This is a genomic window from Pseudomonas laurylsulfatiphila, from assembly GCF_002934665.1.
Taxonomy (GTDB): domain Bacteria; phylum Pseudomonadota; class Gammaproteobacteria; order Pseudomonadales; family Pseudomonadaceae; genus Aquipseudomonas; species Aquipseudomonas laurylsulfatiphila.
The window spans coordinates 679,158-696,337 of record NZ_NIRS01000005.1 but is presented as its reverse complement, the minus strand read 5'-3'; the positions used below and the strand labels follow the sequence as shown (position 1 = coordinate 696,337).

Annotated in this window: 17 protein-coding genes; 9 read left to right on the top strand and 8 right to left on the bottom strand. The window is 61.0% G+C overall.

Going from position 1 to position 17,180, the window contains the following annotated elements:
• Positions 1 to 46 precede the first annotated feature (46 nt).
• Entirely contained in the window at positions 47 to 1,354 is a 1,308-nt protein-coding gene (locus tag CD175_RS21765; RefSeq protein ID WP_104450387.1) for a CitMHS family transporter, read from the bottom strand.
• A 320-nt stretch (positions 1,355 to 1,674) separates the two neighbouring features.
• Between CD175_RS21765 and CD175_RS21760 the strand changes: the two genes are divergently transcribed.
• Entirely contained in the window at positions 1,675 to 2,076 is a 402-nt protein-coding gene (locus tag CD175_RS21760) for a GFA family protein (RefSeq protein ID WP_104450386.1), read from the top strand.
• Here CD175_RS21760 and CD175_RS21755 read toward each other — a convergent pair whose 3' ends face one another.
• Complete coding sequence (locus CD175_RS21755) at positions 2,077 to 2,403, bottom strand: DOPA 4,5-dioxygenase family protein (RefSeq protein WP_102702135.1); 327 nt, start codon at positions 2,401 to 2,403, stop codon at positions 2,077 to 2,079. It abuts the gene before it with no gap.
• 83 nt (positions 2,404 to 2,486) lie between these two features.
• Here CD175_RS21755 and CD175_RS21750 point away from each other — a divergent pair, with 83 nt between their 5' ends.
• Positions 2,487 to 3,152: an NAD(P)-dependent oxidoreductase gene (locus tag CD175_RS21750; protein WP_104450385.1), complete on the top strand. Its 666-nt coding sequence runs from the start codon at positions 2,487 to 2,489 to the stop codon at positions 3,150 to 3,152.
• Between the two features lie 48 nt (positions 3,153 to 3,200).
• On the opposite strand, the gene CD175_RS21745 is transcribed toward CD175_RS21750, so the two are convergent.
• Complete coding sequence (locus CD175_RS21745) at positions 3,201 to 4,151, bottom strand: choline sulfate utilization transcriptional regulator (protein WP_104450384.1); 951 nt, start codon at positions 4,149 to 4,151, stop codon at positions 3,201 to 3,203.
• Positions 4,152 to 4,265: 114 nt separating this feature from the next.
• On the opposite strand from CD175_RS21745, the gene betC reads away from it, so the two are divergent.
• The 3 genes from betC to CD175_RS21730 all read left to right on the top strand — a co-directional run bounded on the left by betC (position 4,266) and on the right by CD175_RS21730 (position 8,440).
• Positions 4,266 to 5,780: a choline-sulfatase gene (betC, locus tag CD175_RS21740; protein WP_104450383.1), complete on the top strand. Its 1,515-nt coding sequence runs from the start codon at positions 4,266 to 4,268 to the stop codon at positions 5,778 to 5,780.
• A gap of 16 nt (positions 5,781 to 5,796) precedes the next feature.
• Positions 5,797 to 6,717 carry a choline ABC transporter substrate-binding protein gene (gene choX / locus CD175_RS21735; protein WP_104450382.1) on the top strand — a complete coding sequence of 307 codons (921 nt, stop codon included), beginning with the start codon at positions 5,797 to 5,799 and terminating at the stop codon, positions 6,715 to 6,717.
• 154 nt (positions 6,718 to 6,871) lie between these two features.
• Positions 6,872 to 8,440, top strand: a complete 1,569-nt coding sequence (locus tag CD175_RS21730) for a SulP family inorganic anion transporter (protein WP_104450381.1) — start codon at positions 6,872 to 6,874, stop codon at positions 8,438 to 8,440.
• Positions 8,441 to 8,530: 90 nt separating this feature from the next.
• Here the strand turns inward: CD175_RS21730 and aroE are convergent, their stop codons facing one another.
• Together aroE and hemF are read right to left on the bottom strand one after the other, a co-directional pair.
• Positions 8,531 to 9,352, bottom strand: a complete 822-nt coding sequence (aroE, locus tag CD175_RS21725) for a shikimate dehydrogenase (RefSeq protein ID WP_104450380.1) — start codon at positions 9,350 to 9,352, stop codon at positions 8,531 to 8,533.
• 13 nt (positions 9,353 to 9,365) lie between these two features.
• Positions 9,366 to 10,280, bottom strand: a complete 915-nt coding sequence (hemF, locus tag CD175_RS21720; protein WP_104450455.1) for an oxygen-dependent coproporphyrinogen oxidase — start codon at positions 10,278 to 10,280, stop codon at positions 9,366 to 9,368.
• Positions 10,281 to 10,443: 163 nt separating this feature from the next.
• On the opposite strand from hemF, the gene CD175_RS21715 reads away from it, so the two are divergent.
• On the top strand, positions 10,444 to 11,421 hold the full coding sequence (locus CD175_RS21715; protein WP_104450379.1) for an NADPH:quinone reductase: 978 nt from the start codon (positions 10,444 to 10,446) through the stop codon (positions 11,419 to 11,421).
• A gap of 98 nt (positions 11,422 to 11,519) precedes the next feature.
• Here the strand turns inward: CD175_RS21715 and tsaC are convergent, their stop codons facing one another.
• The 3 genes from tsaC to CD175_RS21700 form a co-directional block, all read right to left on the bottom strand.
• Complete coding sequence (gene tsaC / locus CD175_RS21710) at positions 11,520 to 12,077, bottom strand: L-threonylcarbamoyladenylate synthase type 1 TsaC (protein ID WP_104450378.1); 558 nt, start codon at positions 12,075 to 12,077, stop codon at positions 11,520 to 11,522.
• A 54-nt stretch (positions 12,078 to 12,131) separates the two neighbouring features.
• The gene (gene dprA, locus CD175_RS21705; RefSeq protein WP_104450377.1) at positions 12,132 to 13,238 is read right to left on the bottom strand and encodes a DNA-processing protein DprA; all 1,107 of its coding nucleotides are present in this window, start codon (positions 13,236 to 13,238) and stop codon (positions 12,132 to 12,134) included.
• An 81-nt stretch (positions 13,239 to 13,319) separates the two neighbouring features.
• Positions 13,320 to 14,144: a peptidoglycan-binding protein gene (locus tag CD175_RS21700; protein WP_104450376.1), complete on the bottom strand. Its 825-nt coding sequence runs from the start codon at positions 14,142 to 14,144 to the stop codon at positions 13,320 to 13,322.
• 187 nt (positions 14,145 to 14,331) lie between these two features.
• Between CD175_RS21700 and def the strand changes: the two genes are divergently transcribed.
• The 3 genes from def to rsmB are packed head-to-tail and all read left to right on the top strand — an operon-like array spanning position 14,332 to position 17,162.
• Positions 14,332 to 14,838, top strand: coding sequence for a peptide deformylase (gene def, locus CD175_RS21695; RefSeq protein ID WP_007969867.1), 507 nt, complete (start codon positions 14,332 to 14,334; stop codon positions 14,836 to 14,838).
• A gap of 57 nt (positions 14,839 to 14,895) precedes the next feature.
• On the top strand, positions 14,896 to 15,855 hold the full coding sequence (gene fmt, locus CD175_RS21690) for a methionyl-tRNA formyltransferase (protein WP_104450375.1): 960 nt from the start codon (positions 14,896 to 14,898) through the stop codon (positions 15,853 to 15,855).
• On the top strand, positions 15,852 to 17,162 hold the full coding sequence (gene rsmB / locus CD175_RS21685) for a 16S rRNA (cytosine(967)-C(5))-methyltransferase RsmB (RefSeq protein WP_015092858.1): 1,311 nt from the start codon (positions 15,852 to 15,854) through the stop codon (positions 17,160 to 17,162). The genes fmt and rsmB overlap by 4 nt, the downstream gene beginning before the upstream one ends.
• Positions 17,163 to 17,180: the final 18 nt, after the last annotated feature.

The window sequence follows — 17,180 nt, the reverse complement described above, 5'->3', positions numbered from 1 at the left end:
GGGCTTCAAACAGCGAAGCCTGGACCCGAAGTGGTGAGTCTTGGGCTTATAGAGTGCTGAACATCGGGAAAGTCCCCAACAGCAATGCAGCAATCAGTATGCAGATACAAACCAGCACTGCCCACTTCAGGGTGAAGCGCTGGTGGTCACCGAAGTCGATACCGGCCAGGGCCACCAACAGATAAGTCGATGGAACCAGCGGGCTCAACAGGTGGACGGGCTGACCGACGATCGAGGCACGTGCCATTTCCACCGCGGTTATACCGTAGTGACTGGCGGCTTCGGCAAGTACCGGTAACACGCCGTAATAAAATGCATCGTTCGACATGAAGAAGGTGAACGGCATGCTTACCAGCGCCGTGATCACCGCCAGGTACGGGCCGAGGAAATCCGGAATCACCGACAACAGGCTTTTCGACATGGCATCGACCATGCCGGTGCCCGACAGGATACCGGTGAAGATGCCGGCCGCAAAGATCAGCCCGACCACGGCCAGTACGCTACCGGCGTGCGCCGCGACGCGATCCTTCTGCTGTTGCAGGCAAGGATAGTTGACGATCATGGCGATACTGAACGCCACCATGAACAACACCGGCAACGGAAGCAGGCCGGCGATCAAGGTGCACATCAGGCCAAACGTCAGGGCGCCGTTGAACCAGATCAGCTTCGGACGACGGGCATCCGGGAACTGCGAAACACTGATTTCGCTGTGGTCGACTTCATCGCCCACCAGGTGCAGTTCACCCAGGCGCGCACGTTCACGTTTGCCGTAGAAGTAAGCGATGGCCAGGATCGCCACCACACCGGCCAGCATTGCCGGGATCATCGGGACGAAAATAGCCGACGGGTCCACGTGCAGTGCGCTGGCGGCACGGGCGGTCGGGCCGCCCCATGGGGTCATGTTCATCACGCCACCGGCGAGGATGATCAGGCCGGCCATGATCCGCGGGCTCATGCCGATGCGGCTGTAGAGCGGCAGCATGGCGGCCACGCAGATCATGTAGGTGGTCGCGCCGTCACCATCGAGAGAAACGACCAGCGCCAGTACAGCGGTGCCGACCGAAACCTTCAGCGGGTCGCCCTTGACCATTTTGAGGATCTTGCGCACGGCCGGGTCGAACAGGCCGGAGTCGATCATCAGGGCGAAATACAAAATAGCGAACATCAGCATCACGCCGGTCGGCGCGAGCTTGGTGATGCCTTCGAGCATCATCGGGCCGATTTTGGGGCCGAAGCCGCCGAACAGGGCGAAGATGATTGGAATGAGGATCAAGGCGATCAGCGCAGACAAGCGCTTGGTCATGATCAGGAACATGAACGTGATGACCATGGCGAAGCCAAGGAAAGTCAGCATGGGAGTACTCCAGGCGTAGCGCGGCTAGGGAATGGGCGGATCGGGCGGGATCAGCGCAGAACGGGAAGCACGAGAGGTACGGACGGAGTGACAGCGAAGTGGCGGGTAGAAGAGAGCATCAGAATCACCATTGTTGTTGTTAAAAGGGCCTGGCGAGCAATCGAACACTCGCATTGGCCACCGGTCTTTTGCCGGTAGTGGCGGCGATCCTAATCGGGGAAGCTTTCAGCTAGCTTTCGCCAATGAAAGCAAAGACCGGATGTGCAACCGGTCGTCGGATTGGATTTCTGGTCCCTGAACACAGGGCGGGAGGTCGAAACATGAGCAACGTTCACACCGGCGGCTGCCACTGCGGGCAACTGCGCTATCAATTCAGCGGGCCGCTGCACGACATCGTCCACTGTCATTGTTCGATTTGCCGACGGGTCAGCGGCGGCATCGTGACCACCTGGATCACCGTGCCGGCATCCGCCTTTCAATGGCTGGCCGGGACGCCGTCGCGGTACGACTCATCATCCACCTGCGCACGTTATTTCTGCGGTCACTGCGGGGCGCAGCTGGCGGTGGTAACGCACCTGAGCCCGGACAGCCTCGACCTGACCATCGCCACCCTCGACCACCCCGAGCAGGCACCGGCGCAGCGGCACATCTGGACCGACAGCCGCTTGCCGTGGCTGCATCTGGACGAACACTTGCCCGGCGAGGCCGAAGAAACACTCTGATCAAAAAATAGACAGGTCCAGCGGTCGAATCGCGCCCATCCAGATCGCATGCTCGGTGTGGTCGCGCAGATCGTCGCCGGTGTCCGGGTGTAAAAACACCACCAGCCCCTTGCGGTTGAGCGCCAGCCACGGCAGCACGTCGCCCAGCACCTGCGGCGCGAACGCTAACTGGCAGCTCCAGTCCGGGTGCGGACCGACCGGGCGCTCGTGTACACGGCCCATTTTCACTGGAAACAATTGCGCCGCCTGCTCACACAGGGCCCGCGCCTGCCCGATCGAGTCGGCATCGAAGTAAACATGGGCGTGATAGCCCGTGATCTGCTGCATTGCAATCCCTCTGAAAGCTGTTCGAACCCTCACCCTTTCCTGCGGGTCACACGTCATATAGACGCTGGGAAAAGGGTTCAGCCATGAAAAATGCCGAAACCCCCGTTGTGAAAGTGGTGCTTTATGGTGCCATGAGTAGCCTGGGCAGTGCGCTGATGGCTGAAATGCTAAGGCGCCAGCATGAAGTGATCGCGATTCTCGATGACCTCAATGCGCTGGCACCCCGTCCGGGGCTGCGCACCAAGACTGGCGACCTGTTCGACGCGCAACGGGTCAAGCAGAGTGTGGCCGGCAGCTCCGTGGTCATCTGTTTACTGGACGCTCCAGGCTTACCGTTCAACAGCGAACACGTGGAAAAAACCATCGTACCGGGTCCGGTCGAGCAAGTGCTGGCAGTTGACGCCTTGATTGAAGGCCTCCAGGGGGCAGGCGTTGCCCGGCTGTTTCTGGTGGGAGATTTCGCGGTGCTGGACGAGCCGGAGCTCGAGGACAGCCTGCAACGTCACGCCGCAGAGGAAATCCGCGAGGCACTGCAAAGCAGTCCTTTGCAGTGGACGCTGGTCAACGAACCGCGCGGGGTACCGGGGCTGACCATCGAACATTTCGCCAAACCCGGCGGCAATCTCGAGCCGGGGCTGGCCGAACCGCTCGGGCGACTGACCCGAACTGCCGTGGGCATTGCCGATGAATTGCACCTGAAACTGCACATCGGCGAGCACGTCAGTTTCATCGCGACCTCGGAACCTTGAATCGGGCTGCTCCTGTAGGAGCTGCCGAAGGCTGCGATCTTTTGACGCTCAAACAGCAATCGAAGGAAACGCCAACCCCGTCAACGACTCCGCGCTGCCCGCCTGTTCAGCCATCAACCAATCCACAAACTGCTGGATCAACACCCCGCGCCGTTTACGCTGGGGTAAAACCACGTAGTAACCCAGCCGGGACATCACCGTTTCGCCGATAGGTCGACACAACAACCCTTGCGCCAGCAAGTTATCCACAAGGTGGCGCCAGCCAATGGCCACGCCCTGACCACCGATCGCCGCCTGGATCAGCAAGGTGTAGTTGTCGAAACGCAGTTGACCGGGCGCCGGGGGCGAGGTGATGCCCAATTCGCGGAATACACCACTCCAGTCGAACCAGTTACTGCTGTTTTCCCCACGCAGATGCAGCAACGGAAACTCGAGCAAGGCCTGGGGGGATAAGGGCAGGGAGCGCTCACCCAGCAACTGCGGGCTGCACACCGGAAAGACTTCCTCACTGAACAGCCAATGGCTTTCACCCTGCTTGAAGCGGCCATCGCCGAACAGTACCGCCACGTCGATATCGGTACGTAGCATGTTATGGCTGCGTTCACTGGTGACCAGGCTGACATCCACCTGCGGATTGGCCGCGTGAAAGCGGTGCAGACGCGGCATCAACCAATAGGCGGCGAAGGCAAAATCCGTGGCAACCTGCAGCACCTCATGCTGTTGCTGTGCGCTGATTGCGCTCAATCCTGCGTCGATATTCTGCAATCCGAGCTGAACCTGCTGAAAAAGTATCAGCCCGGCCTCAGTCAGCTCGATGCCGCGATAAATGCGGTCGAATAATCGGGTCGCCAGTTGTTCTTCAAGGCGCTTGATCTGCTGGCTGATGGCCGGCTGCGTGGTGCCCAGCTCAACCGCCGCTGCGGTAAAGCTACGCTGGCGGGCTGCCGCTTCGAAGGCACGAAGCAGATCCAGTGACAGGTCACCCAGGGCGTCATACATAAGCTGTGCTTATCCTAGTCATTGCCGTGCATGGGCTTTACCGAGAAGAGCGAGGGTTTCATTCTCGAAACCAGCACTCTCGCATAAACATCCACTATGGAATGCCGCGATCACATGAAGCGCAAGAACATTCTTTTCATCATGGCCGATCAAATGGCCGCGCCAATGTTGCCGTTCTACGGTCCATCGCCCATCAAGCTGCCCCATCTCAGCCGCCTCGCCGCACAAGGCGTGGTGTTCGACTCGGCTTATTGCAACAGCCCGCTGTGTGCGCCGTCGCGTTTCACCCTGGTCAGCGGTCAATTGCCGAGCAAGATCGGCGCCTACGACAACGCTGCCGACTTCCCCGCCGACGTACCGACTTATGCCCATTATTTACGCCGTCTCGGCTACCGCACCGCCCTGTCGGGCAAGATGCATTTCTGCGGGCCGGACCAGTTGCACGGCTACGAAGAGCGCCTGACCAGTGACATCTACCCGGCCGACTACGGCTGGGCAGTGAACTGGGATGAACCGGACGTGCGTCCGACCTGGTACCACAACATGTCCTCGGTTCTGCAAGCCGGCCCGTGCGTGCGCACCAATCAGCTGGATTTCGACGAAGAGGTGGTATTCAAGGCCCAGCAGTACCTGTTCGACCATATCCGCGAGGACGGCGACCAGCCGTTCTGCCTGACCGTTTCCATGACTCACCCACACGATCCGTACACCATTCCCAAGGCTTTCTGGGATTTGTACGACGAGGCCGATATCCCGCTGCCTGCAACCCCGGACCCGCATGACCTCGATCCGCACTCGCAGCGTTTGCTCAAGGTCTATGACCTGTGGGACAAGCCACTGCCTGTGGATAAGATCCGCGATGCCCGCCGTGCCTATTTCGGCGCGTGCAGCTATATCGACAGCAACGTCGGCAAACTCCTGCAAACCCTCGAGGACACAGGGCTGATCGATGACACCATCATCGTGTTTTCCGGTGACCACGGCGACATGCTCGGCGAGCGCGGCCTCTGGTACAAAATGCACTGGTATGAAATGGCCGCACGGGTGCCGCTGCTGATCAGCGCACCGGGGCAGTTTGGCGCTGGCCGGGTCAGCGCCAGTGTTTCCACGGCGGACCTGTTGCCGACATTCGTCGAACTGGCCGGCGGCTCGCTGGAACCGGGCTTGCCGCTGGATGGCCGTTCGTTGGTGCCGCACCTGCAAGGGCAGGGTGGTCACGATGAAGTGTTCGGCGAATACATGGCCGAAGGCACTATCAGCCCGCTGATGATGATCCGCCGCGGAGCCTATAAATTCATCTACAGCGAAGACGACCCTTGTCTGCTCTTCGACGTGCACAATGACCCTCGCGAACTGGAGGAACTCAGCCATTCGCCGCAACATCGCCAGCTGTTCGACGATTTTCTCGCTGAGGCGCGGGCGAAATGGAATATTCCGGCCATCCACCAGCAGGTGCTCGCCAGCCAGCGACGCCGGCGTTTCGTGGCTCAGGCGCTGACCCTCGGCAAGCTGAAGAGCTGGGATCACCAGCCGCTGGTGGACGCCAGTCAGCAATACATGCGCAACCACATCGACCTCGACGATCTGGAACGTAAAGCACGTTATCCACAACCCTGCCAAAACCAATAATGTTAAGGGGAAGTCCATGCAAAGGTTATCCACAGTACTGACGGTCGGGCTCCTGGCTCTGAGCAGTGCATCGGCGTTTGCCGATCAGAGTTGCGAGACGGTGAAGATGGCCGACCCGGGTTGGAGCGACATCGCCGCGACCAACGCCATCACCGGGTTTCTGCTGGACGGCATGGGCTACAAGGCCAAGGTCGACACCCTCGCGGTGCCAATCACTTTTGGCGGGCTCAAGGATGGCCAGGTCGATGTGTTCCTGGGTAACTGGATGCCGGCACAACAGGGTTTCTATGACAAATTCGTCGCCAACGGCGATGTCACGCAACTGGCGAAGAACCTCGACGGCACCGAGTTCACCCTCGCTGTTCCGGATTACGTATGGGACGCGGGTGTGCATAACTTTGCCGACCTGAACAAATACGCCGACAAGTTCGACCGCAAGATCTACGGCATCGGCTCCGGTGCACCGGCGAACATCTCGCTGCAAGAGATCATCAAGAAAAACGATTTCGACATGGGCCAGTGGAAACTGGTCGAGTCCAGCGAGCAGGCCATGCTGGCGGAAGTGTCCCGCGCGGTGAAAAAGCAGAAATTCGTGACCTTCCTCGGCTGGACCCCGCACCCGATGAACGTGCAACTGAAGATGCATTACCTCAAGGGCGGCGAGAAGTACTTCGGTGACACCGGCAGCGTGCACACACTGACCCGCAAAGGTTATGCACAGGCCTGCCCGAACGTCGGCAAACTGCTGACCAACCTGAGCTTCACCCAGGACATGGAGAACAGCATCATGGCCGAGGTGGTGAACAACAAGGTCAGCAACGCCGACGCAGCCAAGGCATGGATCAAGGCCAACCCGGCGGTGTTGGACAAGTGGCTTGATGGCGTGAAGACCGTGGATGGCAAGGACGCGCTGCCGGCGGTCAAAGCCAAGTTGTAACATTCAAGGAATCCATCGCGGGCAAGCCCGCTCCCACAGGTTTTCGGAGATCCTTGTGGGAGCGGGCTTGCCCGCGATTCAATGGTCGCCCTTGCACAACTGTTTCTGACCCACCACCCTGACATATTGCGCCATTTATTCACCGAGAGGCCCCATGGCCCTGCCAAGCCGCCATTCACTCTTTCCATTCCTCAGTTGGTTGCCCAAGCAAACCCGCGCCAGTATCGGACGCGACTTGGTCGTCGGCCTCAGCGGCGCGATTCTGGCGTTGCCGCAATCCATTGCCTACGCGCTCATCGCTGGTCTCCCACCGGAATACGGCCTGTACGCCGCAATCATCCCCGTGCTGATCGCCTGCCTATGGGGTTCGTCGTGGCATTTGATCTGCGGTCCTACGGCGGCCATCTCGATTGTCCTGTACGCCAGCGTAAGTCCTCTGGCCGTTCCGGCGACGCAGGACTACGTCACCGTGATCCTGTTGCTCACCTTACTGGCCGGCATCTTTCAATGGTTGCTGGGTTTGCTGCGGTTTGGCGCGCTGGTGAATTTCGTCTCACACTCGGTGGTACTCGGCTTCACCCTGGGTGCTGCCGTGGTGATTGCCATCGGTCAATTGCCTAACCTGCTGGGACTGGACTTGCCCAGCCAAGCCACCGCGCTGGACAGTTTCATCACGTTGTTGCGCCATATCGGCGAAATGGACAAACCTTCGCTGGCGCTGGGCTTGGCGACTGTGGTGGTCGGCGTGATTCTCAAACTGCTGCTGCCCCGCTGGCCGACGCTGCTGATCACCCTGATCCTAGGCGGATTGCTGGTCTGGCTCTGGCCATCGATGTTCGGGCACGTGCAACTGGTCAGCGCCTTCACCGGCAAGCTGCCGCCTTTAAGTCCGTTGCCACTGGATCTCGATCTGATCCTGCGCCTGCTGCCCAGCGCCGTGGCGGTTGGCATGCTCGGACTGGTGACCAGTCTGTCGATTGCCCGCTCGATCTCTGCACGTTCGCAGCAACTACTCGACGCCAACCAGGAAGTTCGCGCCCAGGGCTTATCGAACATGGTCGGCGCGTTTTTTTCCGGCTCGCTATCGGCCGGCTCCTTCACTCGCTCAGGCCTGAGCTATGAAGCGGGCGCCTGTTCGCCACTGGCCGGGATTTTTTCGGCATTGTGGGTTGCGCTGTTCGCGATCTTCGGCGCGAACCTGATCGCGCACATCCCGATTCCGGCCATGGCCGGCAGCATTCTGCTGATCGCCTGGGGACTGGTGGACCATCGCGGCATTCGCGCTTTGTTGCGGGTCAGCCGCGCCGAGTTCGTGGTCATGGCGCTGACCTGCGTCGCCACGCTGCTGCTGGAATTGCAGACGGCGATCTACGCCGGCGTATTGGCCTCGCTTTTTTTCTATCTCAAACGCACATCGCAACCACGGGTGCAGCATGTACGTGATGGTGAGGAGGACATTCTGCGGGTCGGCGGTTCGATCTTTTTCGGTGCCAGCCACTACCTGCAAGTACGCCTGCAACGCATGCACGGCGCGCGCGTGGTGATCGAGGCGCAGCAGATCAACTTCATCGATTACTCAGGGGTGGAAATGCTGCACCAGGAGGCGCGACGATTGCTGCGCCAGGACCGCAGCCTGACCTTGCGCCGGGCCCGGCCGCAGGTGGTGGAAGAACTTAGGAAGCTTGAGGGCGCGGAAAAGTGCCCGATTCAGTTTGAGGACTGAGCCGAAATCGGTGTCGAGGCATTCGAGAGCAGGCTCGCTCCCACAGGTTCTTGGTGACCCCCTGTGGGAGCGAGCCTGCTCGCGAAGCTTTTAAAGGGCCAACTGCCGACGCAACTCTGCCAGCACCGGCGCTGTATCCGGACGCACGCCGCGCCAAAGGAAAAACGCCTCCGCGGCCTGCTCGGCCAGCATCCCCAAGCCATCCATCGCCACCGCAGCCCCGTGTTCGCTGGCCCAACGGCAGAACGAGGTCGGCTCCTTGCCGTACATCATGTCGTAGCACACCGTTTTGCCCGGTTCGATCAGGCTCGGCGCAATCGGCGGCACATCGCCCGTGAGGCTCGCGGAAGTCGCGTTGATGATCAGGTCCACCGACTCCTGCAACCAGTCATAGCCACTGGCGGAGACCGGCCCCAGATCGCAGAACAACTCCGCCAGCAGCTCGGCCTTGTCCACCGTGCGGTTGGCGATGATCACCGAGGCGGGTTCTTCGGCCAGCAATGGCTCCAAAGCACCGCGCACCGCGCCGCCAGCGCCGAGCAGCAGGATGCGTTTGCCCTTGAGGCTGAATCCGGCGTTGACCGTCAGGTCCCGCACCAGCCCGGCACCGTCGGTGTTGTCGCCCAGCAGGCTGCCATCGGCCAGTTTACTCAAGGTATTGACCGCACCGGCGCGCTGCGCCCGCGCCGTCAGGCTGTTCGCCAGTCGGTAGGCCTCTTCCTTGAACGGCACCGTCACATTGGCGCCGCGTCCTTCAAGGAAAAACGTCCGGGCACAGGTGGAAAAGTCGTCGAGTGGCGCCAGCATTGTGCTGTAGTCCAGCTTTTGCGCGGTCTGCTCGGCGAACAGGCGGTGGATCAACGGTGATTTGCTGTGGCCAATCGGGTTACCGAATACGACATAACGGTCCATCAGGATTCCTCGTTCAAGCTTCGGCCAACCAATCGCGGTCCTGCAGGAAGTACTCGGTCAGGCGCGCTTCTTCGCTGCCAGGCTCGGCCTTCCAGTCGTAGCCCCAGCGCACTTGCGGTGGCAGCGACATCAAGATCGACTCGGTACGCCCGCCCGATTGCAGGCCGAACAACGTGCCGCGGTCGTAGACCAGGTTGAATTCAACGTAGCGGCCACGGCGGAACTCCTGGAACTCGCGCTGCTTGGCCGTGAACGCGTCATTCTTGCGGCGCTGCACAATCGGCAGGTAAGCATCGATGTACGCGTCTCCGATGGCACGCATGAAGGCGAAGCTGGTGTCGAAATCCCACTCGTTCAGGTCGTCGAAAAACAACCCGCCGATGCCACGCGGCTCGTGACGATGCTTGATGTGGAAGTAGCTGTCGCACCAGGCCTTGTAACGCGAGTAGACGTCCGGGCCGAACGGTGCACAGGCCTGCTCGGCGATGCGATGCCAGTGGATGCAGTCTTCTTCATTGCCGTAATACGGGGTCAGGTCAAAGCCGCCGCCAAACCACCAGACCGGTTCTTCACCTTCTTTTTCAGCGATGAAAAAGCGCACGTTGGCGTGGGAAGTCGGCACATGGGGGTTATGCGGGTGAATCACCAGCGACACGCCCAAGGCTTCAAAGCCACGGCCCGCCAGTTCCGGCCGGTGGGCGCTGGCTGAGGGTGGGAGACCGCTGCCGAAGACGTGGGAAAAGTTCACGCCACCCTTTTCAATCACCGTGCCGTTTTCAATTACGCGGGTGCGACCGCCACCGCCGGCCGGCCTGGTCCAGGCGTCTTCGACGAATGGCGTGCCACCGTCTTCGGCTTCCAGGGCGGCGCAGATACGGTCTTGCAGGTCGAGCAGGTAGGCTTTTACGGCCTCGGTGCGGGTCGTCATGTCATCACCTTGAATCGGGCAAAACAACGCGGCGCTCCATTGGAGCTCAGCCTGCGCAAATGGGCGCGTAGCATAACATCGCAAGTTACCCCTTCGCAGTTGACGAAAATCAAGCTTAGGAGTCCGATAGGGCGCTTGGTAAAACGACCTATGGAGAGTTCCGATGGCAAAGCGTATCCAGTTCCGCGCCCATGGCGGCCCCGAAGTGCTCGAGTATGTGGATTACCAACCTGCCGAGCCAGGTCCGAAGGAAGTGCGCGTGACCAACAAGGCCATCGGCCTGAACTTCATTGACACCTATTACCGTAGCGGCCTGTACCCGCCGCCATCCCTGCCATCGGGCCTCGGCGCGGAGGGTGCGGGCGTGGTCGAGGCGGTCGGCAGCGACGTGACCCGCTTCAAGATCGGCGATCGCGTGGCCTATGGCAGCGGCCCTCTGGGCGCCTATAGCGAAGTTCATGTGTTGCCCGAGGCCAATCTGGTGAAACTGCCGGACGCCATCAGCTTCGAACAAGCCGCAGGCGTGATGCTCAAGGGTCTGACCGTGCAGTACCTGCTGCGCCAGACTTATGAACTCAAGGGTGGCGAAACCATCCTGTTCCACGCCGCGGCCGGTGGTGTCGGTTCCCTGGCTTGCCAATGGGCCAGAGCTTTGGGCGTGAAGCTGATCGGTACGGTCAGTTCGGCCGAGAAAGCCGCACTGGCCAAGGCCAACGGTGCTTGGGCGACCATCGACTACAGCCATGAAAACGTCGCCCAGCGCGTGCTGGAATTGACCGACGGCAAAAAAGTCCCGGTGGTGTACGACGGCGTTGGCAAGGACACCTGGCTGACGTCACTCGACAGCGCCGCACCGCGTGGCCTGGTGGTGAGTTTCGGCAATGCGTCCGGCGCGGTCGATGGCGTGAACCTGGGGATCCTGGCGGGGAAAGGCTCGCTGTACGTGACCCGGCCGACCCTGGGCACTTATGCGAACAACGCCGAGAACCTGCAACGCATGGCCGACGAGTTGTTCGAGATGATCATCAGCGGCAAGCTGACCGTGGACATCAGTCAGCGTTTTCCACTGGCTGACGCGGCGAAGGCGCAGACTGAGCTGTCGGCACGGCGTACGACGGGTTCGGTGGTTCTGTTGCCCTGACTGACGCCATCGCGAGCAGGCTCGCTCCCACACGGGATTTGTGTTCGACACAGAACCAATGTGGGAGCGAGCCTGCTCGCGAAGGGCGCGCCTCGGTCTTAATCCGGGCGCAAAACCTTGCCGGTCGCCAGATCGCGAATCACGCTTGGGTTCTTGCGCCCGCCCAGATTGCCACCCAGTACCAGATCCAACTGCCCACGGAAGTACTGCTCGACGCGAAGCCGCGTGCGTGCCGCCGGGCGTCCCTGCGGGTTGGCCGACGTCGACACCAGCGGCCCGACCAGCGCGCACAAGTCCCGCACCAATGGGTGATCACTGACCCGCAGCGCCACGGTTTCATGCACGCCGGTAATCCACTGCGGCAGCAGGTTCTGGTGCGGCACCAGCCAGGTGTTCGGACCCGGCCAGGTACTGGCCATGCGGTCCATCCACAATTCGGGGAAGTCATCGAAGAGGAAATCGAACTGACGGATGTTGTCGGCGACCAGGATCAGCCCTTTATCCTCGGACCGACCCTTGATCAGCAGCAGACGCTCCACCGCTTCCTCGTCCCACGGGTCGCAACCCAGGCCCCAGACTGCTTCGGTTGGGTAGGCAATCACCGCCCCGGCGCGAATTGCTTGCGCGGCTTGTTGCACACGCCAACTGTTGACCATGAAAAACTCTCCAGAATAAGGCTCTGCGCAGTTTACCGATCTTGTTTATAAAACCTAGCTCACCCGTGCAAACCAGCGCCCGCTTTCGCAAATAGCGCGACCATCCATTTCCAGTTCCGTCAACGCCGCCAGCACTTTCGGCAAGGTCCAGCCGCTTGCGTCAGCCAGCGCTTCACTGGTCAGAGGTGCGGCATGCAGCAACTTCAACAGGGGGTGAGTCGTTTCAGGGGTAAAGGATTCTGTGGATAACGGCAGTCGTTGCCAGCCGCGCAAGGCTTCGAGGATATGTTCGATGGTTTCCACCAGCACCGCACCGTCGCGAATCAACTGATGGCAGCCGCGGGCACCGGGATGATGGATCGACCCGGGCATCGCAAACACCTCGCGCCCCTGTTCCGCCGCCAGCCTCGCGGTGATCAGTGAACCGCTGGCGACACTGGCTTCGACCACCAGCACCCCGAGGGACAAACCGCTGATGATCCGGTTGCGCCGGGGGAAGTTGCCGGCGCTGGGGCCGGCATCCAGCGGAAACTCCGAAAGTACCGCGCTGCCCGAGGCGATCATGGCGTCCGCCAGGCGTCTATTTCGCTGTGGATAAAACTTCTCGAGCCCCGTGCCGAGCACACCGACCGTTTGCCCGCCAACGTCCAATGCGGCCTGATGTGCGGCGGCGTCAATGCCCAGGGCCAGGCCGCTGGTAATGACAAAACCGGCACCCGCCAGGCTGCGGGAAAACGCGGCAGCGGTGTCCATCCCTGGTCGGGACGCACGACGGCTGCCGACCATCGCCAGTTGTGGTTTTTCCAGAATGCCGGGATCGCCGGCGACAAATAACAGCGGTGGTGCATCACTGATTTGTGCCAGCAGCGCCGGGTAGTCCGGTTGGTCCCACATCAGTAAATGCTGGCCCGGATGCTCCAGCCAGGCCAATGCATGACTGGCGCCGTCACGGATCTCTGCGCTACGCCTGGCCTCGGAACAGGCCAGTGGCAAACCCAGCGCGCGCCAGGCACCGGCAGGTGCACTGAGGGCTTTGGATGCTGAGCCGAAGGCTTCGAGCAATTTCTTGAAACGCGCCGGGCCGAGTTCCGGCAAACGGTGCAGACGTAAACGAGCTTCCAGTTCCGCGGGGGAAACCGGTGTAACGGCAGGCAGCGACATGGATCATCCTTGATCGTTATGAGCACCCGTACAAACGGGAATAAGCTGTGGATAACTCTGTTGGTAACTTGTGAAGCACTCTTACGGATTTCGTACCTTGTCCATCACCGACAGCGAGCGCGAAGCGCTGAGCACCAGCCCATAACTGAGTTTGTCGTAGGTACGGAAAACCATCAGCAGACCGGCGCGCTCATCGGGAATTTTCAACGGCTGACCCGTGATCCGGTCCCGGACTGTTTCTCCGGTTTTCATCACTGCCAGCAGATTGCCTTCGACCAGACCGTCGCGCTGCCCCTTGTTCAGGGTAACCACGTCCAACTCGCCGATCTGCGTGACCCCGCGCGGAACATCGATGATCAAACCGCTGATTTCGTGGCTCGGTGCCCTGGGCGTGAAGGTCGAGTTGATCGCCTGCTCTTCACCGCTGAACAAGCGATCTCCGAGGCGGACCTCCTGAGTCGTGCGTTGCAACTCCAGGGTGGCGACGTCACCTTCGATGGCCACGACATCGCCGCCGCCGATGTCGTCGGCGTTGATCCCCAGGATTTCCTTGCTCTGCGGATCGGTGTAGACCTTGCCTTGGCGGAAGATGCCGTACGCCGGTTGCGCCGGATCGAAATGGCCGCGGGCAAAGATGCGGTCGCCCGCGCCGCTGAGCACCCGTTCGGAATCACCAGCGACAATGTAAGGCGCCTTGGTAAAATCCTCGGCCTTGTCGACGATGCGGTTGCTCAACAGAAAGCTGTTGATCGATTTCAGCGCAATGCCGGGGATAACCTCGGTTACCGGGCTGCTGCGAACCTGAGGCGACAGCTTTATGGTGGGAATATCTTCCCGAAGTTGCACCTGCCCGTAAGCCCAACCTGCCGAAGCCAGGAGCAGCAGGGCGAGTAGTGATTTCCTCATGCGGTGAATCCCTTTATTATGTGCATTCGCGTGAAACGCCAGAGCCGTCAGTGGCTCGCTCCCGGCTTGCTTGTCAAAACTTGCTTGTCAACAGAAGGGAGCTACGTTTTACAACGGTAGCCTGCATTTCTTCGGACCCGCCAGGCCATCGACCCGACCTTACTTCACACGTGCACTGATCAAGCTTATGGCCATTTTAAACATCCTCGAATTCCCTGATCCGCGTCTGCGCACTATCGCCAAGCCAGTGGCCGTAGTGGACGACGAAGTGCGTCAGTTGGTCGACGACATGTTTGAAACAATGTATGAAGCGCCTGGCATCGGCCTCGCCGCTACCCAGGTCAACGTGCACAAACGTATCGTCGTGATGGACCTCTCCGAAGACCGCACCGAGCCGCGAGTGTTCATCAACCCCGAGCTCGAACCGCTGACCGACGACATGGGCCAGTACCAGGAAGGCTGCCTGTCGGTGCCGGGCTTCTACGAAAACGTCGATCGCCCGCAACGGGTCAAGGTCAAGGCGCTGGACCGCGACGGCAAGCCATACGAACTGATCGCCGAAGATTTGCTCGCGGTGTGCATCCAGCACGAATGCGACCACCTCAATGGCAAATTGTTCGTCGATTACCTGTCCACGCTCAAACGCGACCGCATCAAGAAGAAACTGGAAAAGCTTCATCGCCAGAACGCCTGATGCCCATCTTCAAAGGCTTGCTGCGGCAAGCCTTTTTCTTTTCAAGAGACGTCACCCATGACTGAGCCACTGCGCATTGTCTTTGCCGGCACCCCGGAATTCGCCGCCGAACATCTCAAGGCCCTGCTGAGCAGCCCTTACGAGATCGTCGCGGTCTACACCCAACCGGATCGTCCGGCCGGTCGCGGGCAAAAACTGATGCCGAGCCCGGTCAAGCAGCTTGCGCTGGAGAACAACATCCCGGTGTTGCAGCCGCCAACCCTGCGCAACGAAGACGCGCAAGCCGAACTCGCCGCGCTGAAACCGGACTTGATGGTGGTGGTCGCCTACGGCCTGATCCTGCCGCAAGTGGTGCTGGATATTCCGCGCCTGGGTTGCATCAACAGCCACGCTTCGTTGTTGCCGCGCTGGCGCGGTGCGGCGCCGATCCAGCGTGCCGTGCAAGCAGGTGATGCCGAAAGCGGAGTGACCGTGATGCGCATGGAAGCCGGCCTCGACACCGGGCCGATGCTGCTTAAAGTCACTACGCCTATCAGCGCCGAAGACACTGGCGGCAGCCTTCACGACCGTCTGGCCGAAATGGGTCCACCGGCCGTGGTTCAGGCGATTGCCGGCCTCGCCGCGGGTACGCTGGAAGGCGAAGTGCAGGACGACAGCCTGGCCACCTACGCGCACAAACTGAACAAGGACGAAGCTCGCATCGACTGGAGTCGCCCGGCGGTTGAACTGGAGCGCCTGGTCCGTGCCTTCAACCCATGGCCGATCACCCACAGCACCTTGAATGACGAAGCCCTGAAAGTGCTGGCCGCGAACCTGGCCGAAGGCAAAGGTGCACCCGGTGAAATCCTCAGCGCCAGTAAGGACGGCCTGATCGTCGCGTGCGGCGAGCAAGCCTTGTGCCTGACCCGTCTGCAATTGCCCGGCGGCAAGGCGCTGAACTTCAGCGACCTGTTCAACAGCCGCCGTGAGAAATTCGCCACCGGCACTGTCCTCGGTCAAGCGGCGGACGCTCAATGAATCCGCGTCTGGCCGCCGCCAAGGCACTTGCCGCTGTCCTGAACGGAAAAGCCTCGCTCAACAGTTCGCTGCCAACGCAGTTGGACAAGGTCGAGGACCGTGATCGCGGCTTCACCCAGGACCTGGCGTTCGGCACCGCACGCTGGCAGCCACGGTTGTCGGCGCTGGCGGCCAAGTTGCTGCAAAAGCCGTTCAAGGCTGCCGATGCCGATGTCGAGGCGCTGCTGTTGGTCGGCCTCTATCAGTTGCTCTACACCCGCGTCCCGGCCCATGCCGCGATTGGCGAGACGGTCGGTTGCGCCGACAAGTTGAAAAAGCCATGGGCCAAGGCCTTGCTCAATGCGGTTCTGCGTAACGCTCAGCGCGAAAGCGAAACGATTTTCGCCGAACTGGAACGCGATCCGGTGGTGCGCACCGCCCACCCGCGTTGGCTGCAGAAATCCCTGAAGGCGTTCTGGCCAGAGCAATGGGAAGCCATCTGCGCCGCCAACAACGCGCATCCGCCAATGATCCTGCGGGTCAACCGTCGCCATCACAGCCGGGATGCCTACCTCGGTTTGCTGACCGATGCCGGTATTGCCGCCACACCCTGTGTCTACAGCCGTGACGGTATTGTGCTAGAAGCCGCCGCCGACGTGCGCAGCCTGCCGGGTTTCGCCGAGGGCTGGATCAGCGTGCAGGACGAAGCCGCGCAACTGGCCGCTGATCTGCTGGATCTGGCACCGGGCCAACGGGTACTGGACGCCTGCTGCGCACCCGGCGGCAAGACCTGCCATATTCTCGAAGCCGAGCCAAAACTGGCCGGGGTGGTGGCGGTAGACCTGGAAGCCAAGCGTCTGGTGCGGGTGCGGGAAAACCTCGAACGCCTGAAACTGAGCGCCGAACTGATTGCCGCCGACGGCCGCGACACTCAGGCGTGGTGGGACGGCAAGCCGTTCCAGCGCATCCTGCTGGACGCGCCATGCTCGGCGACGGGCGTGATCCGTCGTCATCCGGACATCAAGCTGACCCGCCAGCCCGATGACATCGCCGCGCTGGCGCTGCTGCAAGGCGAGCTGCTCGACGCCATGTGGAACACCCTGGAAGTCGGCGGCATTCTGCTATACGCCACCTGCTCGACGCTGCCGACCGAGAACACCGAAGTCATCGAAGCGTTCCTCGCCCGCACGCCGGGCGCCCGTGAACTGGACCTCGCCACGGCGGCCGGCATCAAGCAGCCCCATGGTCGCCAGTTGCTCGCCCAGGAAGGCGGCCACGACGGGTTCTACTACGCCAAGCTGATCAAGATCGCCGCCGCGCGCGGTTAAACGGATTCAATGGAGTGA